This is a genomic window from Xanthomonas sp. PPL134, from assembly GCF_040595915.1.
In the GTDB taxonomy this organism is placed as follows: Bacteria; Pseudomonadota; Gammaproteobacteria; order Xanthomonadales; family Xanthomonadaceae; genus Xanthomonas_A; species Xanthomonas_A indica.
Genome location: NZ_JAMDLL010000001.1, coordinates 329,735 through 356,181 on the forward strand (window position 1 = coordinate 329,735; position 26,447 = coordinate 356,181).

Consider the following 26,447-nt stretch of genomic DNA (forward strand, 5'->3'; position numbering starts at 1 on the left):
CCATGGCTTCCACGACGCTCGATCCCCACGCCGCCCACGCGGGCGGCCACGACCACGACCACGAACATCACGACGCGGGCGGCAACACCGTCTTCGGGTTCTGGGTCTACCTGATGAGCGACTGCCTCATCTTCGCCGGCCTGTTCGCCACCTACGCGGTGCTGGCCGGTGCGACGGTGGACGGCCCGACCGCCAAGGAACTGTTCGACCTGAAGTTCGTGTTGGTGGAGACCTTCCTGCTGCTGTTCAGCAGCCTGGGCTTCGGCCTGGCGATGATCTCGGCGAACAAGCGCAGCATGGGCGGCCTGTACGGCTGGCTGGCGGTCACCGCGGCGCTGGGCCTGGGCTTCCTGGGCATGGAACTCTACGAGTTCCACCACCTGATCGAAGAGGGCGCCGGCCCCGGCCGCAGCGCGTTCCTGTCGGCCTTCTTCACCCTGGTCGGCACCCACGGTCTGCACGTGGCCTCGGGCCTGCTGTGGATGACGGTGCTGGTGATCCAGATCGCCAAGAACGGCCTGACCCCGCGCAACATGACCCGCCTGGCGTGCCTGAGCCTGTTCTGGCACTTCCTGGACGTGATCTGGATCGGCGTGTTCACCATCGTCTACCTGCTGGGAGCGCTGTAATGGCCAACCATCATTCGTCCTCCGACGCGCACGCCGAGCACGGCCATGGCGGCGGCCTGAAGTCCTACCTGGTCGGCTTCGTGCTGGCGGTGATCCTGACCGTGATCCCGTTCGGCATGGTGATGAGCGGGGCCTTCCCGCGCGGCGTCACCGTCATCGTCATCGCGGTGCTGGCCGCGGTGCAGATGCTGGTGCACCTGATCTACTTCCTGCACATGGACCGTTCGGCCGAACAGCGCTCCAACGTGCACGTGGGCCTGTTCTCGCTGCTGATCATCGGCATCGTGGTGGTCGGCTCGCTGTGGGTGATGCACAACCTCAACGTCAACATGATGCATTGAGGGCGGCACCGCCGCAGGTTCGCGAAGGCCGCCTCCGGGCGGCCTTTTGCGTTCTACGGGCTGCAGCCCGGCAGCGCTGCAAGGGCAGGCCAAGCGCTCCGATATCGGCGTGGCGGGCCGGCACCTGCGGGAGCCGCGATCGGCATACCAAGGCGACGCAAGCCTGCATCGACGCCGCGCGCCCTGCGGAAACGAGGCGCGGCGCGCCGAGGTCAGTGCTGGTCTGCGCCGAGCGTCGCGGCGAGGTTCAGCAGTGTCTGCGCGTCTTCCGTGCTGAGGCGATCGAGCAGCCGGGTTCTGACCGAGGCGGCGTGGACCGAGCGTGCCGCCGCGATCTTGTCCTCGCCCAGGGCGGTGATGGCGACCGTCACCACGCGCGGCTCGCTGCCGTTGCGGCGGACCAGGCCGCGCGCCTGCATGCGCGTGAGCTGATGCGACAGCCGACTCTTGTGCCATCCCATGGAATCGGCGAGCGCCTGTTGGCGCAGTTCGCCCTTGCCCAGATCCACGAGCCGCGACAGCACGCCGAAGTCGCTGCCGGTCAGGCCGGCCCCGGCGGCCAGGTCCTTTTCGACGGCCGCCATCACCGTCTGGCCCATCTGCTTGAAGGCGTGCCAGATCGCCAGCTCGCGTGTGGAAAGTCGCGCGTGTTTCATGCCGTCACCATAGACCCCGCCGGTTGACATGACAACCCGATGGGCGTATTCCTGGGTTGACATGACAACTTCACAACGGCCATGGGCCGGCAGGCGATGCCTGCCGAGCGGCCCGCATTCGATGGAGGCGAGGACGATGTCCGCAACGACCTTTGCAGGTGTGGATGTGTTGCTGACCGGCGGCAGCGACGGCATCGGGTTCGGCCTCGCGCGGCGCTTCCTGGCCGCAGGCGCAAACGTGCTGGTCACCGGCCGTGATGCCGGCAAGCTCGACCGCGCGGCCAAGGCCGCGCCCGGCCTGCAGACCCTGGTCAACGACATCGGGGTGGCCGAAGAGCGCGAGCGACTCGCGCAGCACCTGCACGCGCGGCATCCGAGGCTGCGCGTGGTCGTCAACAACGCCGGCATCCAGCGACGCGTCGCGCTCGCCGACGACCAGGCGCCCTGGGCCGAGCGCCAGCGCGAGATCGACATCCTGTTCGCTGCCGTCGTGCATCTGAACCATCTGCTGGTCCCGCTGTTGCGGCAGCATGGCGAGCCTGCGCTCGTCGCCAATGTCTCCTCCGGCGGCGCCTTCGTTGCGCAACCGTTCGCCCCGGTCTACAGCGCCTGCAAGGCCGCGCTCCACAGCTATACGGTCAACCTCCGCTTCGCGCTCTCCGCGACGCCGGTCAGGGTCGTGGAAATCATCCCACCCGCTGTCCGCACCGGCCTGGCAGGCCCTGGCATGGCGCATGGCGCGGACCTGGACGACTTCTGCGACGCCATCTTCGCCGGCCTCGCGGCGGGGCAGGCCGATGAGCTCGGCTTCGGAATGACCGATTCGGCGGAGTTTCGGCATCGTCTCGACGTGGAGCGTGCCGTGTTCGATGGGTTCTCCGGGCGCTTTCCCGTGCGCAGGTACTGAAGCGCGATCCGCTGCGTGTGCGGGGCTCGCGTCTCGTGGAGCGCGGTGCCAGGCGCGGCGATCGCCGCGGGCATGACCTATGGCATGGCACGCGGCGGCGGCGCGGGCATAGCATGGGGGTTTGCTTGTCCGCTGTCGTTCGCCCCCCCTGGAGACCCCATGAGAAAGTCCACCGCCTGGATGGCGCCGTTGCTGCTGGCCGCCACTGTCGCGTTCCAGGCCTCGGCGCAGACCGCCCCGCCGCGCGACGTGCCGTTCGCCGGCACGCTGAAGATCGATGTCGACGCCACCGATCTGGCGCACCGCATCTTCCGCGTGCGCACCACCATCCCGGCCGCGCCGGGACCGATGACCCTGCTGTACCCGCAGTGGATCCCCGGCAACCATTCGCCGACCGGCCCGATCGACAAGCTGGCCGGGCTGGTGATCAAGGCCAACGGCAAGGTGCTGCCGTGGACGCGCGACCAGTACGACGTCTATGCGTTCAAGATCGACGTGCCCGCCGGCGTCAGCGAGATCGTCGCCGAGTACCAGTTCCTGTCCTCGCAGGGCGACGGCCAGGGCCGGGTGATGATGACCCCGGAGATGCTCAACCTGCAGTGGAACACCACCGCGCTATATCCGGCCGGGGTGTACGCGCGCAACATCAAGGCGCAGGCCAGCGTGACCCTGCCGGCCGGCTGGGACTACGCCACGGCGCTGGAGACCGCGTCGCGGACCGGCGACACGGTGACCTTCAAGCCGATCGATTTCGACGACCTGGTCGACTCGCCGATGTTCGCCGGCAAGTACTACAAGCGCATCGTGCTGGATGCCAAGGGCAAGGCGCCGGTGGCGCTGAACGTGTTCGCCGACAAGCCCAAGTCGCTGGAGGCCAAGCCCGAGCAGGTCAAGGCGCACGTGGCCCTGGTGCAGCAGATGGACAAGCTGTACGGCGCGCGCCACTTCGACCACTACGAGTTCCTGCTGGCGCTGACCGACAAGCTCGGCGGCATCGGCCTGGAGCACCACCGCTCCAGCGAGAACAGCGGCCCGCTGGACTACTTCACCGAGTGGGACAAGAGCTGGGAGATGCGCGACCTGCTCGCGCACGAGTTCAACCACTCCTGGAACGGCAAGTACCGCCGCGGTGCCGACCTGGCCACGCCCAACTTCAACGTGCCGATGGGCGACAGCCTGCTGTGGCTGTACGAGGGCCAGACCCAGTTCTGGGGCGAGGTGATCGCCGCGCGCGCGGGGCTGTGGACCCAGGACCAGGCCCGCGACATGCTGGCCAACGTCGCCGCCACCTATCAGCGCGGCCGGCCCGGCCTGGCCTGGCGCGCGCTGCAGGACACCACCAACGACCCGACCATGTCGATGCGCCGGCCGCGCGCCTACCGCAGCTACCAACTGAGCGAGGACTACTATTCCGGCGGGCAGATGGTCTGGCTGGAGGTCAACGCCAAGCTGCGCGAGCTCAGCGGCGGCAAGCGCTCGCTGGACGACTTCGCCAAGGCGTTCTTCGGCATGCACGACGGCGCCTGGGACGTGAACCCCTACACCTTCGACGACATCGTCGCCACGCTCGACGGCATCGCCAAGTACGACTGGGCGACCCTGCTGCGCAGCCGTCTCGATGAGCACGGTTCGCTGGTCGGCGGCATCGAGGCCAGCGGCTGGAAGCTGGTCTATACCGATCAGCCGAACGCGGCCAACAAGACCAGCGAGGCGCGCAACAAGAGCCTGGACCTGAGCTATTCGCTGGGCCTGAGCCTGGACCAGCAGGGCCAGGTGCAGTCCGTGCTGTGGGACAGCCCGGCGTTCAACGCCGGCCTCATCGCCGGCAACCGCGTGGTGGCGGTCGGTGGCCAGGAGTACAGCGCCGAGGCGCTCAAGGACGCGATCACCGCGGCCAAGGGCGGCAGCGCCCCGATCGAACTGCTGGTCAAGCGCGGCGACCGTTACGACACGCTGCGCATCGCCTACCACGGCGGCTTGCAGTATCCGCACCTGGAGCGCATCGCCGGCACCCCGGATCGCTTGAGCGAGTTGTACAAGGCGCGTTGAGGCGGCGATGGCCCCCCGCCCGGCGTCGTCATGCCGGGCGGCGGGGAGCTGCGTCCGCGTCGCGCTGTGCGGCAAGTGATCGATCGCCGCCGCTGCGTTGAGCAGGCATACGGTGCGTCTGTCGTAGGAGCGGCTTCAGCCGCGACGGGGCAGCACCGGTAACGCTCGTTCGCGGCTGAAGCCGCTCCTACAAAAATGCGTGGTTTTTCGGTTCGCCGATGCCGCTGGACGATCGTGGCGCACCTCCGTCGCGGACCTTGAGACCGCCAGCCACTATGCTGATGCATTGTCTGAGCGGACCAGAAGCAGATGGCGAAAGCGAAAACGGCCTATGTCTGCGGCGAGTGCGGCGCTGAATACACCAAATGGCAGGGCCAGTGCACCGAATGCGGCGCCTGGAACACGCTGAGCGAGATCGTGCTGGAGAGCGCGGCCACGGCCAAGGCACCGGCCGCGGCGCGCCGCAGCGGCTGGGCCGGCAAGGCCGAGACACCGAAGATCACCGCGCTCAAGGACGTGGAGCATCGCGACCAGGCGCGGGTCTCCACCGGCATCGGCGAGTTCGACCGGGTGCTCGGTGGCGGTCTGGTGGAAGGCGCGGTGGTGCTGATCGGCGGTGATCCCGGCATCGGCAAGTCCACGCTGTTGCTGCAGGCGCTGGCGAAGATGGCCGGCACCCTGCCGGTGCTGTACGTGACCGGCGAGGAATCGCTGGGCCAGGTCGCCGGGCGCGCGGTGCGCCTGGACCTGCCGCTGGACGGCCTCAACGCGCTGGCCGAGACCGGCATCGAGCACATCCTGCAGCACGCCAGCGCGGCGCGGCCCAAGCTGATCGTCGCCGACTCGGTGCAGACCCTGTGGACCGAGGCGCTGACCGCCGCGCCCGGTTCGGTCAGCCAGGTGCGCGAGAGTGCGGCGCGGCTGGTGCGCTATGCCAAGGAGACCGGCACCGCGGTGTTCCTGGTCGGCCACGTCACCAAGGAAGGCGGCATCGCCGGCCCGCGCGTGCTCGAGCACATGGTCGATGCGGTGCTGTACTTCGAGGGCGAGAGCGGCAGCCGCTTCCGCCTGCTGCGCGCGTTCAAGAACCGCTTCGGCGCGGTCAACGAGCTGGGCGTGTTCGCGATGGGCGAGAAGGGGCTGAAGGAAGTCTCCAATCCGTCGGCGATCTTCCTCTCCGGCGGCAGCGCGCACCAGCCCGGCAGTTGCGTGATGGTCACCCGCGAAGGCACGCGGCCGCTGATGGTGGAAGTGCAGGCGCTGGTCGATGCCTCGCCGCTGTCCAACCCGCGACGCGTGGCGGTGGGGCTGGAGCAGAACCGGCTGGCGATGCTGCTGGCCGTGCTGCACCGCCATGGCGGCATCGTGGTCGGCGACCAGGACGTGTTCGTCAACGTGGTCGGCGGCATCCGCGTGCAGGAGACTGCGGCCGACCTGCCGGTGCTGCTGGCGGTGCTGTCGTCGCTGCGCGACCGACCGCTGGCGGAGAAGACCATCGCCTTCGGCGAGGTCGGCCTGTCGGGCGAGATCCGTCCCGTGCCCAACGGCGAGGACCGGCTGCGCGAGGCCGCCACGCACGGCTTCAAGCGCGCCATCGTGCCCAAAGCCAACGCGCCCAAGACCGGCACGGTCAAGGGCATGGAAGTGATCGCGGTGGAGCGCCTGGCGCAGGCGTTGGAAGCGGCGAGCGAATAAGCCGCGCCTCGGCGGTCGCGTCTTCGCCGTCCCTTCGGGTGGCATCGCTGCGGATCCCGGCGCGGTGCGTGCGATGGCACGGTCCAGGTCGCGCCGCCGTCGCATCGCGCGGCTGGCGTGGAGCGCTCCGCTCGCCGCGGCAGCATGCGATGCATCCATTCGCTGCACATCGATGCGTGGGATTGGCCATGGATCGCAGTCAGGCCATGATGCTTGCGCACAGCGAACGGCGCGCGTCGCCACGCGCGCCGTTGCCGTTGCGGCGCCGCAGGCGCGATGGCGCCTGCGGGTCCGTCAATCCTTGCGGTACACCACGCCGAGCTTGTCGATCTCGTCGCCGTCGCGGCCGGTGAAGCCGGCGATGTGCCAGCCGCCGGGCGCGGTGAGCGTGTAGGTCTCGGTGGTCGGCGTGCCGGCGCTGAGGCTGCGGCCCTGGTTGGTGCGCAGGCTCAGCGAGAACAGCCGGGTGTGGCCGTTGTACTGGCCCACGCTCAGCGTGGCCGAGGTCAGCCGCTCGTTGGCAGCCAGACGCAGCGTGACCGGATCGCCGCCGCTGCCGCCGTGGGCCAGGGTGCTGCCGTTGTCCAGGCCCAGCGCGATGCCGTCCAGGCGCTCGGCACCACGCAGGGTCACGCTGGCGATGGTGCGCTGCTCGGCGCCCTTGGCGATGTCGTTGAACGGGGTGCCATGCGGGCCGCCGAACTGGTCGCTGGTGCGCACGGTGGTACCGACCGCCCAGCCGAACTGCGCGGCCAGCGGGTAGTGGTCGGACAGCGGCTTGCCGTCGCTGTCGTAGAAGTTGCCGTCGTCGAGCTTGTAGCGGTTGGCGACCAGGGTCAGCTGCGGCGCGTCGCGGTACAGGATCTTGTCCACCACCTCGCAGTCGTTGGTCGGCGGGGTGCCGCACAGCAGCGGTGCGGCACCGGCGGCGGGGGCGCTGCCCTTGACCAGTTCCACCCAGGTGTCGGTCAGGCCGTTGGCGGCGATCAGCGTGCGGATGTTGTCGTCGGCACGGGTGTAGCGGGTGTTGGAATCCATCATCACCAGCACCGCGTTGCCGGCCGACCAGGTCTGGATGAACTGCGAGAGCTGGCTGATGTTGGCGCGGCGTGCGGCCAGGTCGCCGCTCTCGGTGCCGGCGTTGGGATGCGCGTTGTACACGTCCAGCAGTACGCCGTCGTCCAGGCGCACGCGCATGTAGCTGAAGCCCTTGGGGGTGAGGCAGTCGGTGCCGTTGCACTTGTCCCACTTGACGCGGGTGAAGTCGTCGAAGCGGTAGTTGCTCAGCGTGTTGAGGCCATCGCCGATTGCAGCGCCGCCGCTGGTGGGCGTGCGATAGGGGTGCTTGTCGCCTGCGTACAACGTGGCGTGGTAGTTGAAATCTTCCTGCACGTTGATCAGGCCGTAGGGCGCCAGCTTCGGTGCGATCTGCGCCGTGTTGGCGGCCGGGTTGCTGCTGGAAATGCCCTGCGGCAGGCCGGCGACGTTGTAGGAGAGCACGTCGAGGACGCCGACGTCCGATTGCGCGTGGACCACGCCGGTGCAGGCCAGGCTCAATCCGATACCGTAGCTCACGAGGGTGCGTAGATGCTGGATCATGAATCGCCTCTTGCGGGTTGGGAGGAACAGCGGATGGCGCTAGCGCCAGGGGCGGTGCCGGAAGGCACCGATGCCGCCGCGCGACCGGCCGGGGCCGGCGCACGTGGCGTCATGGGGTCAGGAACCGCGGATCGAGTGCGGCCTCGACCGCGGCGGCGAAGGCCGGCAGCGGGCAGTCGTAGGCGGCGTCGGCGCGGCTGCACTGCGGGATGAACACGGGCGAGCTCAGCGGCGGCGCCTGCAGCGTCAACGCGCGGCGTTCGCGCAGCTGCGCCAGGCTCTGCGCGATGTAGCGCAGGCGGATCACCCGCTCGCCGTCGGCGCGGCGCCAGCGCTCGAATACCAGTGCGCCGCCGGGCACAGTCTGGTCCGGTTGGTAGCCGGGCAGTTGCCAGTGCAGGTCGAGCATGCCGGCCAGCAGGGTCAGGGTGCCGTCGTGGCCGGACAGCACCACCAGCCGTGCCGCGCCGCCGATCGGCGCGGCACGCGTGGCCTGGCCGCTGCCGTCCAGCAGCGTCGCCAGCAGCCGCGCCGCCAGCGGCGAGGCGGCCATGCGTGCCACCGCCGGCGCGCGCAGGCGCAGCGCGAATTCCGCCTGGTGCGGGGCGAAGGCGCGCAACAGGCTGGCTGCGTCCACGCCGCGCCAGCCGAGCGCGGCGAAGTCCTGGCCGTCGGCCCAGCCCATCAGCAGGCTTTCGCTGAGGCCGGAGGCGGCCGCGGCCGGGCCTTCGATGTCGGGGATCGCATCCTCGGCGTCGCCCAGTCGTGCCGGCACCGCATCCAGGCGCAGCTTGCCGCTGCCGGCGTCGGCCGGGCAGGGCCGTTGCGCGCACTGCAGCAGCAGTTGCTGCAGGCTGTCCACCGCGTCGGCCTGGGCCGCATTCCAGGCCTGCGCATCGCCGCCGATGCGGCCGGCGATGGCCGCGCGCATCTGCGCCACCGCGGCGGGAGTGCGCAGGGCGGGCGCGCCGTCGAACAGCGGATCGGAGGTGCCGTCGGCGACGCTGTGTACCGGGTTGGCGCAGCCCGGGGTCAGCGTGCTGGCCAGCGCCTGCGCAGAGGCCACGGTGCGCTGGGTGCGGTTGGCCCAGTAGTACGCGGCCGCGCAGCCGTCGCCGGCGAACAGCCCCAGCGGCGCGTAGCGGGCGCGGTAATAAGCACCGAACAGCCGTTCCAGCGCCGCGCCGTTCGCGGTGAGATATCCGGCGGGCACCGCGAAGCGCGGCCAGGGGCGCACCGAGTAGCGCTCCAGTTGCTCGGTGCTGGACATCGCCGCGCGCACGCCGTGGCGCTTGAGGATGATGACTTTTTCCAGCGTTTCTGTCGTGGCCGGTTGCGCGCGTGCCGCGGCGCAGGCCAGCGGCGCGAGGGCGAACAGGGCGAGGGTGGCGAGGCGCGACAGCAGTGGCATCGGCAAGCTCCAGGCAGAGGCGGTGCGCCGCGCGCGCGGCGCACGGTGCGATGGCGGGCGCCCGCGGCCGTGCAGGCAACGGGCGCCGGGCGGCTGCCGCGCGTGGCGGCAGCGCGGCGGATCAGAAGCGTGCGCGCACGCCCACCGACCAGGTGCGGCCGTAGTCGGTGTAGCCGCCGAACAGGCGGTCGCCGACGTACTGGCGCTGCACCGCGCCGGTGAGATTGATCGCGTTGACGAACACCGACAGGGTGTCGTTGACCTTCCAGGCCACGTTGGCGTCGAGGCTGCCGAACTGGTCGCTGTTGAGCGTGGCGACGTTGGCGGTGCCGACCGCGTTGACGATGTCGTCGCTCCAGCTGTAGCTCACCCGCGCCATCAGCGGCCCCTTCTCGTAGAACAGCACCGCGTTGTAGGTGTTCTTGGCCACGCCTTCGAGGCTGTCGGTGAAGGTGCGGCTGCCGTCGCGGTAGGTGGCCTCGCTGTCGGTCCAGGTGTAGTTGAGTTGCATGCCCAGCCCGTCCAGCGGCGCCGGCAGGCCGGCGAAGACCTGCTGGTAGGCCACTTCCACGCCCTTGACGCTGGCCTGGCTGCCGTTGGTCTTGGACGAGAGCAGGTAGGTCTGGTTCTGGTACTGCAGGTTCGACAACTGGGTCTGGATGAAGCGCGAGATGTCCTTGTAGAACACGCCGCCGGTCAGCGCCGAGGTGCCGTCGATGTACCACTCGAAGGTCAGGTCGTACTGCCAGGCCTCGAACGGACGCAGCGACGGATTGCCGCCGCTGGCAGTGAGGATTTCGCCGCTGGAATTGAAGGTGAGCTTGGACGACAGGTCGGTGAGGTCGGGGCGGGTGATGACCTTGGCCGCGGAACTGCGCAGCACCATGTCCTCGCGCACGTCCCAGGCGGCGTTGAACGAGGGCAGCGCGTTGCTGTAGCTGCGCGCGAAGTGCACCGGTTGCGCGCCGCCGTTGACATCGGCGTGGCCGTCGGTGGTCTGCTCGGTGCGCACCAGGCGCACGCCGAGGTTGCCGCGCAGTTCGCGGCCGGCCAGTTCGCTGCCGAAGTCGGCCATCGCGTAGGCCGAGCCGATCTTCTCCTTCACCTCGTAGGAGTTCTGCAGGTCGGCGCTGTTGGGCGTGTTGACCAGGTCGGCCGCGGTCGGCCAGGTGCCGAAGAAGGTCGATTCGATCGGCGCCAGCCACTGCCGCGGCAGGCTGCCGTTGGCGTCGGCGAGCATGTCGTCCACCGGCAGCGCGGTGAAGTTGCCGGCCGGGAAGCGCACGCCGGCGATGCTGGTCAGCAGCAGGTCGGCGCGATCGTAGGTGCGCGATCGCTGCCGGTACTTGGCGCCGAACTTGAGGTCGCGGAAGAAACCGTCGCCGAGCGCGCGCTTGGCGTCGAGCTGCAGCGCGTCCTCCTTGTCGTGCGCATCGATCTCGCGCCATTCCAGGCGGCGCCCGGCCACGCTGGCCGGGTTGGTCGGGTCGAAGCCGTTGGTGAAGCGCCAGTCGGGCACGTCGTCGCCATCGGCCTGCGGCATGTCCACGCGCATCGACAGGGTGGTGCCGCTGCGCAGGCGCGTACGCCGGATCGGATCGGAGTCGTAGCTGTGCGCCTGCGAGTGGAACGCCACCGCGCCCAGCGTCCACGCATCGCCGCTCCAGGTGCTGGACAGGCGCGCGCTGCGGTTGTCGTCGGTGATGCCGGAGGTCTCGCGCGAGATCTGCACCTGGCCGTTGCGGTAGTCGAAGCCGGCGATGCCGCCGTGCGCCACGCGCAGGTTGCTGAGCTTGGCCAGGCTGTCGAAGCCCACGCCCAGGCTGTATTCGTCGTAGTGCACGGTCTGCTTGGCGTACAGCAGGTCCAGGTTGGTTTCCCAGGCTGCGCTCGGCTTCCATTGCAGCGAAGCGGCGATGCCGGTGCGTTCGCGCTGCTCCAGTTCCAGCGTCGGGCGCAGGCCGGTGGGCACGTAGTGGGCGCCGGGCACGCCCGGCACGCCGTCGCGGTAGTAGTCCCAGCTCACCTCGTTGACCCGGTCCTGGCGCAGGCTGCGCTGCGCATAGGCACCGGAGAGCAGCAGGCCGAAGGTGCCGTCGGCGTTGACCCAGTTGAACAGGCCGGACACGCGCGGATCGTTGGCGTGGGTGCGCTGCGCCTGGCTCGACTCCAGCGACACGTTGGTCAGGGGTTTGCCCAGTTCCAGCGGGCGAAACGTGCGTACGTTGACGATGCCGCCGATCGCGCCCTCGTCCAGGTCGGCGGTGGGACTCTTGATCACGTCCAGGCCGGCAACCAGTTCCGCCGGCAGCGTGTCGTAGCGGAACTGGCGGCCGGTCTGGCCGGAGGTGCGCACGTTCTCGTTGACCGCCATGGTCTGGCCGTTGAGCGTGGTCACCTGGAAGTTGGGCCCGAGGCCGCGCACGCGCACGTACACGCCTTCGCCGCGGTCGCGCACGATCGACACGCCGGGCACGCGCTGCAGCGCTTCGGCCACGTTCTGCGCCGGCAGCTTGCCGATGTCCTCGGCGGCGATCACGTCGACCACGCTGTCGGCGTAGCGCTTCTCGCGCAGCGCAGCGCTGAGGCTGCCGGCGTAGCTGCCGAGCACCTGGATGCCGTCCAGTTGCTTGACCGGCGCGTCCGCCGGCGTTGTCGGTGTCGGTGTCGGTGTCGGTGCGGCGGTCATGGTCGCCGGCACGGTGGCGGCAGCCTCGGCCGGCGCGTTCGCCGCCTCGATCGTCACCGTGGTCGGGGTCAGGAAGCGGTAGCGCAGGCCGGTACCGTCGAGCAGTTGCTGCAGGGCCTGTTCCGGCGCCGCGCCGGCGCGGCTGCCATGGGTCTGCGGATTGCCGGTGTTGCCGGCGGCATAGACGAACTGCAGGCCGGTTTGCCGCGACAGCGCGTTGAGCGCGCGCGCCAGCGGCTGCGCGGGAATCGCATCGACCGCGACGGGCGCGGTCTGCGCGCCGGCGGCGCCGGCATGCAGGGCGAGGGCGATGGAAAGGAACAGGGTGCGGCGCATCGTCGGGTCCTGTGAGAGCGGGGTGGTGGTGCGCGTGGCATCGCCATCGGGCGTTTGCCTGCGCTGTCCCCGGACTACGAGGCGCGACCGCGACGATCGGGCACCGTTTTTCGATGAATTTTCTGTGACACGTGCGGCGGGGGCTGGCGCCGCGCGCACGGAGACGCGCGTGCACGACGCGTGTGACGCGCTGATGGCACGCGACGGCGCGCCGATCATTCGGTCTGGACGATGCGTGCGCCGCGCCGCGCGCGACGACCCTGCACGCTACTGCGGGCGCACTGGCGTCGGCGCGCGGCTGCGCACGTGGATGCCGTCGGCGCTTGCGTGTACCTGCAATGTCGGCTGCGCATCCAGGAAGGCGCGCAACGCGGCGAGATCGTCGCCGCGCAGGTTGCCGGTCAGCCGCATCGCACCCGCGTCGGCGTCGTCGATCAGCAGGCGGGTGCGGTTGAGCCGGTTGAAGTCTTCGGCGACATTGGCCAGCGGTTCGTCGCGGAACACGATGCGGTGCTGCCACCAGGCATGCATGGCCGCGACGTCCTCGTTGCCGAGTTCGACCCGCCCATCGGCGGTATCGATGCGCGCGCTCTGGCCGGCGCCGAGATCGGCCAGCATCGGCTGCTGCGGTTGGTCCTGGCGCCATACGTGCACGCGACCGGACGACACCTCGACGCGGGCCTGATCCCGGTGCAGGGCGATGTCGAACGTGGTGCCGATGTCCTCCACGCGCAGGCCGCCGGCCTGCACCTGCAGCGGGCGGCGGTCGGCGGCGACCACGAAACTGGCCTGGCCCTGCAGCAACTGCAGCGTCCGGCTCCACGGCGTCAGCGTGGCGCGCACCCGGGTCTGCGCATTGAGCCGCACCACGCTGCCGTCGGCCAGTTGCACGCGGCCTTGTTCGCCGAGCGCGGTGCGGTAGGTCTGGGGGCGCGGCCAGGCCCAGCCGACCAGCACCGCGACCGCGCAGACCGCGGCGGCCGCGGCCAGGCGCCAGCGTGGCGCGGCATGGAATCGCGCCGCGCGCGCTGTTGCTGTCGCGGTCGCACGCCGCGGCAAGGGCAGGGCGATCACGTTGTTGGCTGCGGCACCATCGGCGGCGGCGTCGCTGGCCAGCAAGGCATCCACGTCCAGGTCCATGCCGCGCAGCGCCTCGCCGAGGTCGCCGGCCACGCGCTGCATCGCCAGATACTCGCGCAGGTGCTGCGGCGAGGCGGTCAGCCAGTCCAGCAGCTGCTGTTCCTGTTGCGCGTCCAGCGGCTGCATGCGCTGCAAGGCATGCCAGTGCGCGGCCTCGGCGATGGCGCTGCGCGACGAGAAGGCGCTGTCGTTCACCAGCGCTCTCCGCTGTCGGCCAGCGCGCGGCGGCAGGCCGACAGACCGCGCACCACGTGTTTCTTGACCATGTGCGGCGACACGCCCATGCGTTCGGCGATCTGCTTGTAGCTCAGCCCGTCGCGGTACTGCATCACCAGCACCGCACGGGTGCGCGCGGGCAGGTCGGCGAGCAGGGCCTGCAGGTGCTGCTGGCGTTGCCGCCGGTGTGCGCTGTCTTCCACGTCGTCTCCCGCCGCCAGCAATTGCGAGAACTGCTCCATCTCGTCGATGCGCAGCGGCGCCTGGCGGCGACGCGCGGCCTGTTCGCGCGCCAGGTTCTGCGCGACGGTGTACAGATAGGCTTCGGGATTGGCGATGGCCTCGCCCTGCTGCCGATGCGCGCGCAGCAGCCGCAGATAGGTCTCCTGCACCATGTCCTCGGCGTCTTCGCGTGCGCCGCGGCGCACGAAGAAGCCGCGCAGCACCGGACCGTGTTCCGCGAACATGCGCGCCCATGCGCGTTTGGGGGGAGCCGCCACCGAGCCTGCCTTGTCCCTGGGGTGCGGGGCAGGCTAGAAGCTGCAGATGACGGTTCGGTGACGTGGGCTGCGATGCGTGGGAAGAAGCCGGTGTTCGCCACTTTCTGTGGGAGTCGACTGTCATGCAGCCGCGATGCACGGAATGGCGCGCTTTCCGATGGCGCAATGCGTCGGGACTGAAGTCCCTCCCACAGTGCACACGGCGGGCTCGCCGCGAGCTCCTGTGGGGGCGGCTTCAGCCGCGATGGGCGCTATCGGTAACGCCTGTCGCGGCTGAAGCCGCTCCTAGGAAAGCAGGGTGGATGCATCTGGCCGCGGCCGCTAATGCGAATCGCGCGCCACCGCGTCGCCGCTGCCGCCGACCAGGAAGTCCAGGTCCGCGCCCAGGTGCGCCTGTTGCACGTGCTCCACGTAGAGCTTGCTCCAGCCGCGCGTCGGGGCCGGCGGCGGGGTCCATTCGCTGCGCCGACGCAGCAGTTCCTCGTCGCTGACTTCCAGGTGCAACGCGCGGCCGGGGACGTCGAGTTCGATGATGTCGCCGTCGCGCACCAGCGCCAGCGGGCCGCCGGCCGCGGCCTCGGGCGAGGCGTGCAGCACCACGGTGCCGTAAGCGGTGCCGCTCATGCGCGCGTCGGAGATGCGCACCATGTCGGTGATGCCGGCGCGCAGCAGCTTCGGCGGCAGCGGCATGTTGCCGACCTCCGCCATGCCCGGGTAGCCGCGCGGGCCGCAGTGCTTGAGCACCATGATGCAGTCGGCGTCGATGTCCAGCGCCTCGTCGTCGATGCGCGCCTTGAAGTCCTCGATGCTTTCGAACACCACCGCACGCCCGCGGTGCCGCAACAGGTGCGGCGAGGCGGCCGAGGGCTTGATCACCGCGCCGTCCGGCGCCAGGTTGCCGCGCAGCACGGCGATGCCGGCCTCCGCGCGCACTGGCGCGTCCAGCGGGTGGATCACCTCGCGGTTCCAGCACGGCGCCTGCGCCACGTTCTCGCCCAGGGTTTGACCATTGACGGTGCGCGCGTCCAGCGCCAGTTCGGCGCCGAGTTCGCGCATCACCGCCGGCAGCCCGCCGGCGTAGTAGAAGTCTTCCATCAGGTACTGGCCGGACGGCTTGAGGTTCACCAGGCACGGCAGGTGCGAGCCGAGCCGGTCCCAGTCGTCCAGTTGCAGCGGCACGCCCACCCGGCCGGCCAGGGCGAGCAGGTGCAGCACCGCGTTGGTGGAGCCGCCGATTGCCGCGTTGACCTTGATCGCGTTGGCGAAGGCATCGGCGGTCAGCACCTGCGACATGCGCAGGTCCTCTTCCACCATCTGCACGATGCGCCGCCCGCTGAGCCGCGCCAGCCGCGCGCGGCGCGCGTCCACCGCCGGGATCGCCGCGTTCTCCGGCAGCGACATGCCCAGTGCTTCGACCATGCTGGCCATGGTCGAGGCGGTGCCCATGGTCATGCAGCTGCCCTTGGAGCGTTGCATGCAGGCTTCGGCCTCGACGAAATCGTCCTGGCTCAGGGTGCCGGCGCGGACCATCTCCGACATCTCGATCACGCCGGTGCCCGAGCCCAGCGGCTGCCCACGCCAGTTGCCCGACAGCGACGGCCCGCCGGACACGCCGATGGTCGGCAGGTCCACGCTGGCCGCGCCCATCAGCAGCGCCGGGGTGGTCTTGTCGCAGCCCATCAGCAGCACCACCCCGTCCAGTGGATTGGCGCGGATCGATTCCTCCACGTCCATGCTGGCGAGGTTGCGGAACAGCATCGCGGTGGGGCGCATCTGCGTCTCGCCCAGCGACATCACCGGGAACTCCAGCGGGAACCCGCCGGCCTCGTACACGCCGCGTTTGACGTGTTCGGCCAGTTCGCGCAGGTGGCCGTTGCACGGGGTCAGTTCCGACCAGGTGTTGCAGATGCCGATCACCGGGCGGCCGTCGAACATGTCGTGCGGATGGCCGGCGCTCTTGAGCCAGCTGCGGTAGTAGAAGCCCTGCTTGCCTTCGCGCCCGAACCACGCCTGGCTGCGGCGCGGCGGTTTGCTGGGTGAGCCCATGTCGGCGGATTCCTCGAGTCCAGGACGCCGGGATCCGCCTTGTGCGCAAGCCGCCCCCGGATGCTTTACGCGGGGGATGCTAGCGGGCATATTGATACGTGAAAAATAGCAAATATCTTCGAATGGATATTTGTTTTCATATATCGAAATCCTATCCACCTAGAGCGAAACGGCATGGACAACTCGGCAAGCGCGGCGCCTTCCTCCCTCGGCAACGCAACCTACGGCAGCCTGCACGGGCGCCGCGTCTTCATCACCGGCGGCGGTTCCGGCATCGGCGCCGCGCTTGTCGAGGCCTTCGCCGCGCAGGGCGCGCAGGTGGCCTTCGTCGATGTCGCAGCCGAGGCCAGCGCCGCGCTGGCCGAGCGCCTGGCCGCGGCCGGCCTGACCGCGCCGTGGTGGCGCCGCTGCGACGTCACCGACGTGGCCGCGCTACAGGCGGCAATCGGCGACGCGGCGGCCGCGCTGGGCGATTTCCACGTACTGCTCAACAACGTCGGCAGCGACGACCGCCACGCGCTGGAGGCGGTGACCCCGGACTACTGGGAGCGCTGCGTGTCGATCAACCAGCGTGCGGCGTTCTTCGCCATCCAGGCGGTGGTGCCGGGCATGCAGCGGCTGGGCGGGGGTTCCATCGTCAACCTCGGCTCCACCGGCTGGCAGAGCAAGACCGGCGGCTACCCGGTGTACGCCACCGCCAAGTCCTCGGTGAACGGCCTGACCCGCGGCCTGGCCCGCGACCTGGGCGCGGCGCGGATCCGCATCAACGTGCTGACCCCGGGCTGGGTGATGACCGAGCGCCAGGTCACCCTGTGGCTGGACGAGGCCGGCGAGCGCGAACTGGCGCGCAACCAGTGCCTGCCGGACAAGGTGATGCCGGAGGACATCGCGCGCATGGCGCTGTTCCTGGCCTCGGACGAGGCGCGCGCGATCACCGCGCAGGAGTTCGTGGTGGACGGCGGCTGGACCTGAGCGGCGCAGAATTCCCGGTTCGCGCGCGTCGCGGCTGAAGGCGCTCCTACAAGAGCCATGCGCCGGTGCGCGCTGGAGCATTGTGGGAGGGACTTCGGTTCCGACGCGATCGGCCGTCTTTGGACGGTCACAGGTGAGCCCCGCACTGCTGCGCGTCGCGGCTGAAGCCGCTCCTACAAAAAGCCGCGCGCCGGTACGCGCAGGAGATTTGTGGGAGGGACTTCAGTCCCGACGCGATTCACTGTCCGTCGGTAGCGACTGCGCGTCCACTGCCGCGGCGACGCCGTAGACCGCCGCGGCCGCCTCCTGCAGCGCCCGCAGCACGATCCGCGCGCCCGGCGACAGCAGCCAGTCGCGGCGGGTGATCAGGCCGAAGGCGTCCATGCGGCAGGACAGCGCCACCGGCACGATCGCCACGCTGCCGTGGTCGGCGAAATGCCGGGCCACGTCCTCCGGGACCACCGCCAGCGCGTCGCCGTGGCGCAGCAGTTGCGGCAGGACCACCAGCGCCGAGGTCTCGATCACCCGCTTGGGCGCCTCCAGCCCGGCGTTCTGGAACATCAGTTCGAAGCGATGGCGCAGCACGCTGCCGTCCGGCGGCACGATCCACGGTGCCTCGGCCAGCACGGCCAGCGTCGGCGCCGGCGCCGCCAGCAGCGGATGGCCGGGGCGGGCGATGGCGCAGACCTTTTCCTCGGCCAGCGCCTGGTAGTGCAGGTGGCGCTTGTCGTGCCGCGCGAACAGCCGCGCCACCACGATGTCGAGCTTGTTCTGCGCCAGCTGCTCCAGCAGTACGTCGCTGCCGTCCACGCGCAGGCTCACCCGCAGCAGCGGATGCTGCGCGCCGACCTGGGCCAGGGCCGACGGCAGCAGGCTCATCGCCGGGCCGGCGATCGCGCCGACGGCGACGCTGCCGGCATAGCCGGCCTTCAGCGCCTCGATCTCGGCACCGGCCTCGCCGAGACTGGCCAGGGCGATGCGCGCGTGGCGGATCATCGCCTCGCCGTACCAGGTCGCGCGCATGCCGCGCGGCAGGCGCTCGAACAGCGGCACCGCCAGCATGTCCTCCAGGTCCTTGAGCAGCTTGGACGCGGCCGGCTGCGACATGTTCAAGGTCTCGGCGGCGCGGTGGATGTTGCCTTCCTCCTCGATCGCCAGCAGCAGCATCAATTGCCGGGTCTTCAGGCGGGCGCGGACGAACCAGGGCGGGGCAGCGGGCATGGCGCTCAGAAAGATACGAATGTTCGTATACATTAAGCCAAAACCGATATTTGTTGCATATAGGTCGTCCGGCCAGAATAGGACCGGCGCATCGCGTCGCGCGGGTTCCGCGTCGCGCGCTGCGCGTCCGCATTCCGACAGGCGACCGATGCATGCGATTGATCCAGTTGCTCGATGACGCCGGCACGCCCGGCGTCGGCGTGGTGGAAGACGACGGCCGCCAGGTGCGGCTGTTGCGCGAGGTGGACTCCACCTACGCGCTGGCCAACGCGGCGCTGGCCGCCGGCAACAGCCTGGAGGCGCAGGCGCAGCAGCTGCGCGGCGAGCGTGTGCTCGACTACGCCGCACTGCTGGCCGCCGGCCGGGTGCTGCCGCCGCTGACCCATCCGGACCCGGCGCATTGCCGGGTCACCGGCACCGGCCTGACCCACCTGGGCAGCGCCGCCACGCGCGATGCCATGCACCAGAACCTGCAGCAGCAGGCGGCGCAGGGCACGCTCACCGATTCGATGAAAATCTTCCAGCTCGGGGTGGACGGCGGCATCCCGCGCGACGGCCAGCCCGGCGCGCAGCCGGAATGGTTCTACAAGGGCGACGGCAGCAGCCTGGTCGCGCCGGGCGCGCCGCTGCCGTCGCCGGACTTCGCCCTGGACGGCGGCGAGGAGCCGGAACTGGTCGGGCTGTACGTGATCGGCGCCGACGGCGTGCCGTACCGGCTCGGCTTCGCGCTGGGCAACGAGTTCTCCGACCACGTCACCGAGCGCCAGAACTATCTGTACCTGGCCCACTCCAAGCTGCGCGCCTGCGCGGTCGGCCCGGAGCTGCGCTGCGGCGCACTGCCGCGCGACCTGCGCGGCCACAGCCGCATTCGCCGCGGCGACGCGGTGATCTGGGAGAAGCCCTTCGTCACCGGCGAGGCCAACATGTGCCATTCGCTGGCCAATCTCGAATACCACCATTTCAAGTACGCCGCGCACCGCGTGCCTGGCGACGTGCACCTGCATTTCTTCGGCACCGCGACGCTGAGCTTTGCCGACGGCGTGCAGGCGCAGCCCGGCGACCGCTTCGAGATCGAACTGGCCGAGTTCGGCGCGGCGCTGGTCAATCCCTTGCAGCGCGTCGACAGCGGATTCGCCCTGGGCGGCGTGCGCGCGCTGTAGAACCGCACGGAGGTAGGCATGACCCGACAGTTCCAGAGCTACATCGACGGCCGCTGGGTGGCCGGCGGCGACCTCGCTCCCGACGAGAATCCCTCCGACCTGTCGGCCCCGGTCGGCGAGGCCGGCAGCGTCGACGCGGCCACAGTGCGCGAGGCGATCGCCGCGGCCAACGCGGCGCAGTCGGCATGGGCCGCGAGCACCCCGCAACAGCGCGCCGACGCGCTGGACGCGGTGGGCAGCGAGATCCTGGCGCGCAAGCAGGAGCTGGGCGCGCTGCTGGCCTCGGAAGAGGGCAAGACCTTGCCGGAGAGCATCGGCGAGGCGGCGCGTGCCGGGCAGATCTTCAAGTTCTTTGCCGGCGAGGCCCTGCGTATTCCCGGCGAGACGCTGGCCTCCACCCGGCCCGGGGTCAACGTCGAGATCACCCGCGAGCCGGTCGGCACGGTCGGCATCATCGCGCCGTGGAATTTCCCGCTGGCGATCCCGGCGTGGAAGATCGCGCCGGCGCTGGCCTACGGCAACACGGTGGTGTTCAAGCCCGCGGAGATCGTGCCCGGCTGCGCCTGGGCGCTGGCCGAGATCCTCAGCCGCGCCGGCCTGCCCAATGGCGCGTTCAACCTGGTGCTCGGCAGCGGCAGCACGGTCGGCCAGGCGCTGGTCGGCGAGCGCGGCATCGATGCGCTGAGCTTCACCGGCTCGGTGCCGACCGGCAACCGGCTGCTCAAGCAGGCCGCCGAGCGCGGGCTGAAGATCCAGTTGGAGATGGGCGGCAAGAATCCGCTGGTGGTGCTGGCCGATGCCGACCTGGACCTGGCGGCGGAGATCGCGGTCAACGGTTCCTATTTCTCCACCGGTCAGCGCTGTACCGCGTCGAGCCGGCTGATCGTCGAACGCGCGGTGCACGATGCGTTCGTCGCGCGCCTGCGCACGCGCCTGGCCGCGCTGAAGATCGGCCATGCGCTGGAGGCGGGCGTGGACATCGGCCCGGTCGCCAGCGCCAGCCAGTTCGAACAGGACCGCGATTACCTGCGCATCGCCCGCGAGGAAGGCGCCGAACTGCTCTACGGCGGCGAGGCGCTGGAGTGCGCGCACCGCGGCTATTACCTGCGCCCGGCGCTGGTCGCCGCGCAGCCGCAGCACCGCATCGCCCGCGAGGAAGTGTTCGGCCCGGTCGCCGCGGTGCTGCTGGCCGACGACTACGAACACGCGCTGGCCCTGGCCAACGACACCGAATTCGGCCTGTGCGCCGGCATCGCCACCCGCTCGCTCAAGCACGCCACGCATTTCAAGCGGCATGCGCAGGCGGGCATGGTGATGGTCAACCTGCCCACCGCCGGCGTCGACCCGCACGTGCCGTTCGGCGGACGCAAGGCGTCCAGCTATGGCCCGCGCGAGCAGGGCCGCTATGCGGTGGAGTTCTACACCACGGTCAAGACCGCCTATACGTCCGCACCATGAACTGATCGAACCAGCGCACGCCGGCCTGGGAGGGTGGGCGGCGCGTCGCGGCCTCCGGGCCCGTCCGCCGCCAGCGTGCCATCAACGAGGAGGGGCTATGCAGAAGCACACGTCGGGAATGCGGGCGCTGGGAATCGCGGCACTGCTGGGCATGGCGCTGGCCGCCTGTTCCGGCGGCGGCAAGGACGCCGGCAAGGCGCCCGGGCAACTGACCGTCGGTTTCAGTCAGGTCGGCGCGGAGAGCGAATGGCGCACCGCCAACACCGCCTCGATCAAGCAGGCCGTGGCCGATGCCGGCATGAAGTTGAAGTTCTCCGATGCGCAGCAGAAGCAGGAGAACCAGATCAAGGCGCTGCGCTCGTTCATCGCCCAGCGCGTGGACGTGATCGCGTTTTCGCCGGTGGTGGAGTCGGGCTGGGAGACGGTGCTGCGCGAGGCCAAGGCCGCGCAGATCCCGGTGGTGCTGACCGACCGCGCGGTGAAGGTGTCCGACGATAGCTTCTACGTCACCCTGATCGGCTCGGATTTCGTCGAGGAAGGGCGCAAGGCGGCGCGCTGGCTGGTCGAGCGCTCGCCACTGAAGGACGGCGACAAACCGGTGCGCATCGTCGAACTGCAGGGCACCGTCGGCTCGGCGCCGGCGATCGATCGCATGAAGGGCTTCAAGGAAATCTTGGCGGCGCATCCGCGCTTCCAGATCGTGCGCTCGCAGAGCGGCGACTTCACCCGCGCCAAGGGCAAGGAAGTGATGGAGGCGTTCCTGAAGGCGGAAGGGCGCAACATCGATGTGCTCTATGCGCACAACGACGACATGGCCATCGGCGCGATCCAGGCGATCGAGGAAGCCGGGCTGAAGCCCGGCAAGGACATCCTGGTGATCTCGGTGGATGGAGTGAAGGGCGCGTTCGAGGCGATGCAGGCGGGCAAGCTCAACGTGACCGTCGAATGCAATCCGCTGCTCGGCCCGCAACTGGTGCAGGCCATCCGCGACCTCAAGGCCGGCAAGCCGCTGCCCAAGCGCATCGTGGTCGAGGAGTCGGTGTACACCCAGGACCAGGCCGCGGCCGAACTGCCCAAGCGCAAGTACTGAGGGCGCGCGCATGCATCCGCTGGTGCTGGAGGCGCAGGGACTGAGCAAGGCCTACGCCGGCGTGGCCGCGCTGGAGGACGTGGCGCTGCGCCTGCGCGGCGGCGAGATCCACGCGCTGATGGGCCAGAACGGCGCCGGCAAGTCGACGCTGATCAAGCTGCTCACCGGGGTGACGGCGGCCGATGCCGGGCGCATCGCGCTGGACGGCGCGGTCGTCGCGCCGGCCTCGCCGCAGCAGGCGCAACGCCTCGGCATCAGCACCGTGTACCAGGAAGTGAACCTGTGCCCGAACCTGTCGGTGGCCGAGAACCTGTTCGCCGGCCGCTATCCGCTGCACGGCTGGCCGCGGCGCATCGACTGGCGCCGGGTCGAACGCGAAGCCGAGGCCAGCCTGCAGCGCCTGGGCATCGTCGTCGACGTGCGCCGCGCGCTGGGCAGCTATCCGGTGGCGGTGCAGCAGATGGTGGCGATCGCGCGCGCGGTCGGTGTGTCGGCGCGGGTGCTGATCCTCGACGAACCCACCTCCAGCCTCGACGAAGGCGAGGTGGCCGAGCTGTTTCGGGTGATGCGTGCGCTGCGCGAGGCCGGCATGGCGATCCTGTTCGTCACCCACTTCCTGGACCAGGTGTACGCGGTGGCCGACCGCATCAGCGTGCTGCGCAACGGGCGCCTGGTCGGCGAATACACGCCCGATGCGCTGCCCGCGCCGCAACTGGTCGCGGCGATGGTCGGGCGCGCGCTCGATCCGGCCAGCGCCGCGGCCGCCACGGTGCGCGCGGCCGCACCCGAGGACGCGGTGCCGCTGCTGCAGGCGCAGGGCCTGGGACGGCGCGGCCAGCTGCAGCCGGTCGATCTGCACGTGTGCCGCGGCCAGGTGCTGGGCCTGGCCGGCCTGCTCGGCGCCGGCCGCACCGAACTGGCGCGGCTGCTGTTCGGGCTGGACCGTGCCGATCGCGGTCGCGTGGCGATCGACGGCCGCGCCGTGGCGTTGCGCGGCCCGCCCGATGCCATCGCCCATGGCCTGGCGCTGTGCCCGGAAGAGCGCAAGACCGAGGGCATCGTGGCCGAGCTGTCGGTGCGCGAGAACATCGTGCTGGCGCTGCAGGCGCGCCTGGGTCTGCGCCGGTTCCTGGCGCCGGCCGAGCAGGTGCGCATCGCGCAGGGCTACGTGGATGTGCTCGGCATCAAGACCGCCAGCCTGGAGACGCCGGTGGGGCTGCTGTCCGGCGGCAACCAGCAGAAGGTGGTGCTGGCGCGCTGGCTGGCGACGCGGCCGCGGCTGCTGATCCTCGACGAACCCACCCGCGGCATCGACATCGCCGCCAAGCAAGACATCATGACCCGGATCCTGGCCTTGGCCCGCGAGGGCATGGCGGTGCTGTTCATCTCCGCCGAGGTCGCCGAGATCGCGCGCATCGCCGACCGCATCGCGGTGCTGCGCGAACGCCGCCTGGTCGGCGAACTGCCCGGTGGCTGCGGCGAGCGAGCGATCTTCGACCTGATCGCCGGGAGTGCGGCGTGAGCGCCGCCGCCACGCCCGACACCACCGTGCCGCGCCGGCCGGCACGGCTGCGCGCGCACCCGTTGTTCTGGCCGCTGGCGACGCTGGCCGTGCTGCTGCTCGGCAACGGCCTGTTCGACCCCGGCTTCCTGAGCCTGCAATGGCGCGACGGCCACCTGTACGGCAGCCTGGTCGACATCGGCAACCGCGCCGCGCCGCTGGCGCTGGTGGCGATGGGCATGACCCTGGTGATCGCGGTGCGCGGCCTGGATATCTCGGTTGGCGCGGTGGTGGCGATCGCCGCGACGGTGGCGGCCTGGATGATCGGCGGCGGCGAGCACAGCCGCTTCCCGCTGTGGGCGGTGTTGCTGGCGCCGCTGCTGGTGGCGGCGCTGTGCGGGCTGTGGAACGGGCTGCTGGTGGTCAAGGTCGGCATGCAGCCGATCATCGCCACGCTGATCCTGATGGTGGCCGGGCGCGGCATCGCGCAGCTCATCGGCGACGGGCAGATCCTGACCATCTACTACCCGCCGTACTTCTACCTCGGCAACGGCTTCCTGCTCGGCCTGCCATTCGCCTTGTTCGTGGTCGCGGCGGTATTCCTGGCGCTGCAGCTGCTGCTGGGGCGCACCGCGCTGGGGCTGTTCGTACGCGCGATCGGCCACAACCCGCGTGCGGCGCGGGTGGCGGGCGTGCGGGCGCGGCTGATCGCCGTGCTGTTGTACGTGTTCTGCGCGTTCAGCGCCGGCCTGGCCGGGTTGCTGATCAGTTCCAACGTCAAGAGCGCCGATGCCAACAACGCCGGGCAGCTGATGGAACTGGACGCGATCCTCGCGGTCACCCTCGGCGGCACGCTGCTCGATGGCGGCCGCTTCAGCCTGGCCGGCAGCGTGATCGGCGCGCTGATCATCCAGACCCTGACCGCGACCATCTACGCGTTCGGCGTGCCGGCGCAGGTCACCATGCTGATCAAGGCGCTGCTGGTGTTCGCGGTGATGCTGCTGCAGTCGCCGGCCTTCCGCGCCACCCTGCGCGGCTGGATCAAGCGGCCGCCGCCGCAGGTGCGGCCATGAGCACGGCGGCTCCGCGCTTGGCGGTGTCCGGCCGGCGCAAGGCGGCGGGGATGCTGCAGGGCGCACGCCTGCCGCTGGCGATCACCGTGGCGCTGTTCGTGGCCATGCTCGCGGCCGGCGGCGTGCTCTACGACGGCTTCCTGGCGCCGCAGGTGCTCGCCAATCTGCTGATCGACAACGCCTTCCTGTGCATCGCCGCGGTGGGCATGAGCCTGGTGATCCTCAGCGGCGGCATCGATTTGTCGGTGGGCGCGGTGCTGGCCTTCGCCACGGTGCTGTCGGCGTCGCTGGTCGAGCGCCATGGCTGGTCGCCGCTGGCGGCGATCCCGCTGGTGCTGCTGCTCGGCAGCGCGTTCGGCGCGGGCATGGGCCTGCTGATCCAGCGCTACCGTCTGCAGCCGTTCGTGGTCACCCTGGCCGGCATGTTCCTGGCGCGCGGCGCCAGCACGCTGATCAGCGTCGATTCGATCCCCATCACCGACCCGCTGTACACCGCGGTCGCGCAGGCACGGCTGCCGCTGGGTGGCGGCGCGTCGCTGTCGGTCGGCGCGCTGATCGCGCTGGCGATGGTGGCGCTGGGCATGTGGCTGACCCAGTGCACCCGCTTCGGCCGCTGCGTGTATGCGCTCGGCGGCAGCGAGGCCTCGGCGCGGCTGATGGGCCTGCCGGTGGAGGCGACCCAGGTGCGCGTCTACGCCTTCAGCGGCTTCTGCTCGGCGCTGGCCGGGGTGGTGTGCACGTTCTACATGCTGTCCGGCTACAGCCTGCACGCGCAGGGCCTGGAGCTGGACGCCATCGCCGCGGTGGTGATCGGCGGCACCCTGCTCGCCGGCGGCAGCGGCTACGTGATCGGCACCTTGTTCGGCGTGCTGATCCTGGGCGCGATCCAGACCCTGATCGTGTTCGACGGCACGCTCAGCTCGTGGTGTACGCGCATCGTGATCGGCGGCCTGCTGCTGCTGTTCTGCCTGCTGCAGCGGCTGCTGACCCGGCGCCTGCCGGACGCCGCGATGGGCGATTGAGCGGCGCGGCGGCGTAGAATTCCCGGACGCAACGGGAGCGCCGACATGCTGAAGATCTGGGGCCGCCACAATTCGAGCAACGTGCGCAAGGTGCTGTGGTGCGCCGAGGAGATCGGCCTGGCCTACACCTCCATCGAGGTCGGCGGCGCGTTCGGCGGCAACGACGCACCAGCCTATCGCGCACTCAATCCCAACGGCCTGGTGCCGGCCATCGAGGACGATGGCCTGGCGTTGTGGGAATCCAACGCCATCGTGCGTTACCTGGCCGCGCGCTACGCGCCGGACACGCTGTATCCGCAGGATCCGGTGCTGCGCGCGCAGGGCGACAAGTGGATGGACTGGACCACCTCGCGCTTCGCCGGCGCTTTCCGTGATCTGTTCTGGGGCGTGCTGCGCACCGCGCCCGAGCAGCGCGACGCCGCCAGGATCGCCGCCGCGCTGGAACACTCGGCCGAGTTGTTGCGCACCGCCGACGCCGCGCTGGCACAGCAGCCGTGGCTGTCGGGCGAGCACTTCGCGATGGGCGACATCCCGCTGGGCAGTTTCGCCTATGCCTGGTTCGAGATGCCGATCGAGCGCCCGACGCTGCCGCATCTTCATGCCTGGTACCAGCGCCTGCAGCAGCGCCCGGCCTACCGCAAGGGCGTGATGACAGCGCTGACCTGAATCGCGGCGGTCATGGCCGGCGCGTCGTCGCGGCGGCGGCCCTGCCGGTGAACTGCTCGCGCATGTGATT

Annotated in this window: 21 protein-coding genes; 13 read left to right on the forward strand and 8 right to left on the reverse strand. The window is 70.2% G+C overall.

What is annotated here, in order from left to right:
- The first annotated feature begins 2 nt into the window (after positions 1–2).
- Both cyoC and cyoD read left to right on the forward strand, forming a co-directional pair.
- Positions 3–629, forward strand: a complete 627-nt coding sequence (cyoC, locus tag M3U25_RS01515; RefSeq protein ID WP_010341156.1) for a cytochrome o ubiquinol oxidase subunit III — start codon at positions 3–5, stop codon at positions 627–629.
- On the forward strand, positions 629–970 hold the full coding sequence (gene cyoD, locus M3U25_RS01520; RefSeq protein ID WP_019796085.1) for a cytochrome o ubiquinol oxidase subunit IV: 342 nt from the start codon (positions 629–631) through the stop codon (positions 968–970). Before cyoC ends, cyoD begins: the two co-directional genes overlap by 1 nt.
- A 212-nt stretch (positions 971–1,182) precedes the next feature.
- On the opposite strand, the gene M3U25_RS01525 is transcribed toward cyoD, so the two are convergent.
- Entirely contained in the window at positions 1,183–1,689 is a 507-nt protein-coding gene (locus tag M3U25_RS01525; protein ID WP_355495675.1) for a MarR family winged helix-turn-helix transcriptional regulator, read from the reverse strand.
- Between the two features lie 73 nt (positions 1,690–1,762).
- Between M3U25_RS01525 and M3U25_RS01530 the strand changes: the two genes are divergently transcribed.
- From M3U25_RS01530 to radA, 3 genes are all read left to right on the forward strand, one after another.
- Positions 1,763–2,533 carry an SDR family NAD(P)-dependent oxidoreductase gene (locus M3U25_RS01530; protein ID WP_355495673.1) on the forward strand — a complete coding sequence of 257 codons (771 nt, stop codon included), beginning with the start codon at positions 1,763–1,765 and terminating at the stop codon, positions 2,531–2,533.
- A gap of 159 nt (positions 2,534–2,692) precedes the next feature.
- Positions 2,693–4,582, forward strand: a complete 1,890-nt coding sequence (locus M3U25_RS01535) for a tetratricopeptide repeat protein (protein ID WP_355495671.1) — start codon at positions 2,693–2,695, stop codon at positions 4,580–4,582.
- Between the two features lie 309 nt (positions 4,583–4,891).
- Positions 4,892–6,277 (forward strand): DNA repair protein RadA, encoded by a 1,386-nt coding sequence (gene radA, locus M3U25_RS01540; RefSeq protein WP_242082206.1) that lies wholly within the window; start codon positions 4,892–4,894, stop codon positions 6,275–6,277.
- Between the two features lie 294 nt (positions 6,278–6,571).
- On the opposite strand, the gene M3U25_RS01545 is transcribed toward radA, so the two are convergent.
- From M3U25_RS01545 to M3U25_RS01570, 6 genes are all read right to left on the reverse strand, one after another.
- A complete protein-coding gene (locus M3U25_RS01545) occupies positions 6,572–7,876 on the reverse strand; it encodes a jacalin-like lectin (RefSeq protein WP_355495668.1) in 1,305 nt (434 codons plus the stop codon).
- 109 nt (positions 7,877–7,985) lie between these two features.
- The gene (locus M3U25_RS01550; RefSeq protein ID WP_355495665.1) at positions 7,986–9,287 is read right to left on the reverse strand and encodes a histidine-type phosphatase; all 1,302 of its coding nucleotides are present in this window, start codon (positions 9,285–9,287) and stop codon (positions 7,986–7,988) included.
- Positions 9,288–9,408: 121 nt separating this feature from the next.
- On the reverse strand, positions 9,409–12,312 hold the full coding sequence (locus M3U25_RS01555; protein WP_355495662.1) for a TonB-dependent receptor: 2,904 nt from the start codon (positions 12,310–12,312) through the stop codon (positions 9,409–9,411).
- A gap of 267 nt (positions 12,313–12,579) precedes the next feature.
- Positions 12,580–13,578: a FecR domain-containing protein gene (locus M3U25_RS01560; RefSeq protein ID WP_355496345.1), complete on the reverse strand. Its 999-nt coding sequence runs from the start codon at positions 13,576–13,578 to the stop codon at positions 12,580–12,582.
- 65 nt (positions 13,579–13,643) lie between these two features.
- The gene (locus tag M3U25_RS01565) at positions 13,644–14,168 is read right to left on the reverse strand and encodes an RNA polymerase sigma factor (RefSeq protein ID WP_184502487.1); all 525 of its coding nucleotides are present in this window, start codon (positions 14,166–14,168) and stop codon (positions 13,644–13,646) included.
- 321 nt (positions 14,169–14,489) lie between these two features.
- Positions 14,490–16,214 (reverse strand): IlvD/Edd family dehydratase, encoded by a 1,725-nt coding sequence (locus tag M3U25_RS01570; RefSeq protein WP_355495658.1) that lies wholly within the window; start codon positions 16,212–16,214, stop codon positions 14,490–14,492.
- A gap of 174 nt (positions 16,215–16,388) precedes the next feature.
- On the opposite strand from M3U25_RS01570, the gene M3U25_RS01575 reads away from it, so the two are divergent.
- Positions 16,389–17,186, forward strand: coding sequence for an SDR family oxidoreductase (locus M3U25_RS01575; protein WP_355495655.1), 798 nt, complete (start codon positions 16,389–16,391; stop codon positions 17,184–17,186).
- A 222-nt stretch (positions 17,187–17,408) separates the two neighbouring features.
- Here M3U25_RS01575 and M3U25_RS01580 read toward each other — a convergent pair whose 3' ends face one another.
- Complete coding sequence (locus M3U25_RS01580) at positions 17,409–18,407, reverse strand: LysR substrate-binding domain-containing protein (protein ID WP_355495652.1); 999 nt, start codon at positions 18,405–18,407, stop codon at positions 17,409–17,411.
- A 152-nt stretch (positions 18,408–18,559) separates the two neighbouring features.
- Between M3U25_RS01580 and araD1 the strand changes: the two genes are divergently transcribed.
- The 7 genes from araD1 (at position 18,560) to M3U25_RS01615 (ending at position 26,377) form a co-directional block, all read left to right on the forward strand.
- Complete coding sequence (gene araD1, locus M3U25_RS01585; RefSeq protein ID WP_355495649.1) at positions 18,560–19,567, forward strand: AraD1 family protein; 1,008 nt, start codon at positions 18,560–18,562, stop codon at positions 19,565–19,567.
- Between the two features lie 18 nt (positions 19,568–19,585).
- Positions 19,586–21,025: an aldehyde dehydrogenase family protein gene (locus M3U25_RS01590; protein WP_355495646.1), complete on the forward strand. Its 1,440-nt coding sequence runs from the start codon at positions 19,586–19,588 to the stop codon at positions 21,023–21,025.
- A gap of 97 nt (positions 21,026–21,122) precedes the next feature.
- Positions 21,123–22,115, forward strand: coding sequence for an ABC transporter substrate-binding protein (locus tag M3U25_RS01595; RefSeq protein ID WP_355495643.1), 993 nt, complete (start codon positions 21,123–21,125; stop codon positions 22,113–22,115).
- A 10-nt stretch (positions 22,116–22,125) separates the two neighbouring features.
- A complete protein-coding gene (locus tag M3U25_RS01600; RefSeq protein WP_355495640.1) occupies positions 22,126–23,637 on the forward strand; it encodes a sugar ABC transporter ATP-binding protein in 1,512 nt (503 codons plus the stop codon).
- Positions 23,634–24,689, forward strand: coding sequence for an ABC transporter permease (locus tag M3U25_RS01605; protein ID WP_355495637.1), 1,056 nt, complete (start codon positions 23,634–23,636; stop codon positions 24,687–24,689). The genes M3U25_RS01600 and M3U25_RS01605 overlap by 4 nt, the downstream gene beginning before the upstream one ends.
- Positions 24,686–25,711 (forward strand): galactofuranose ABC transporter, permease protein YjfF, encoded by a 1,026-nt coding sequence (gene yjfF / locus M3U25_RS01610; RefSeq protein WP_355495634.1) that lies wholly within the window; start codon positions 24,686–24,688, stop codon positions 25,709–25,711. The genes M3U25_RS01605 and yjfF overlap by 4 nt, the downstream gene beginning before the upstream one ends.
- Before the next feature lie 45 nt (positions 25,712–25,756).
- Positions 25,757–26,377 (forward strand): glutathione S-transferase, encoded by a 621-nt coding sequence (locus M3U25_RS01615; RefSeq protein ID WP_355495631.1) that lies wholly within the window; start codon positions 25,757–25,759, stop codon positions 26,375–26,377.
- Positions 26,378–26,447 lie beyond the last annotated feature (70 nt).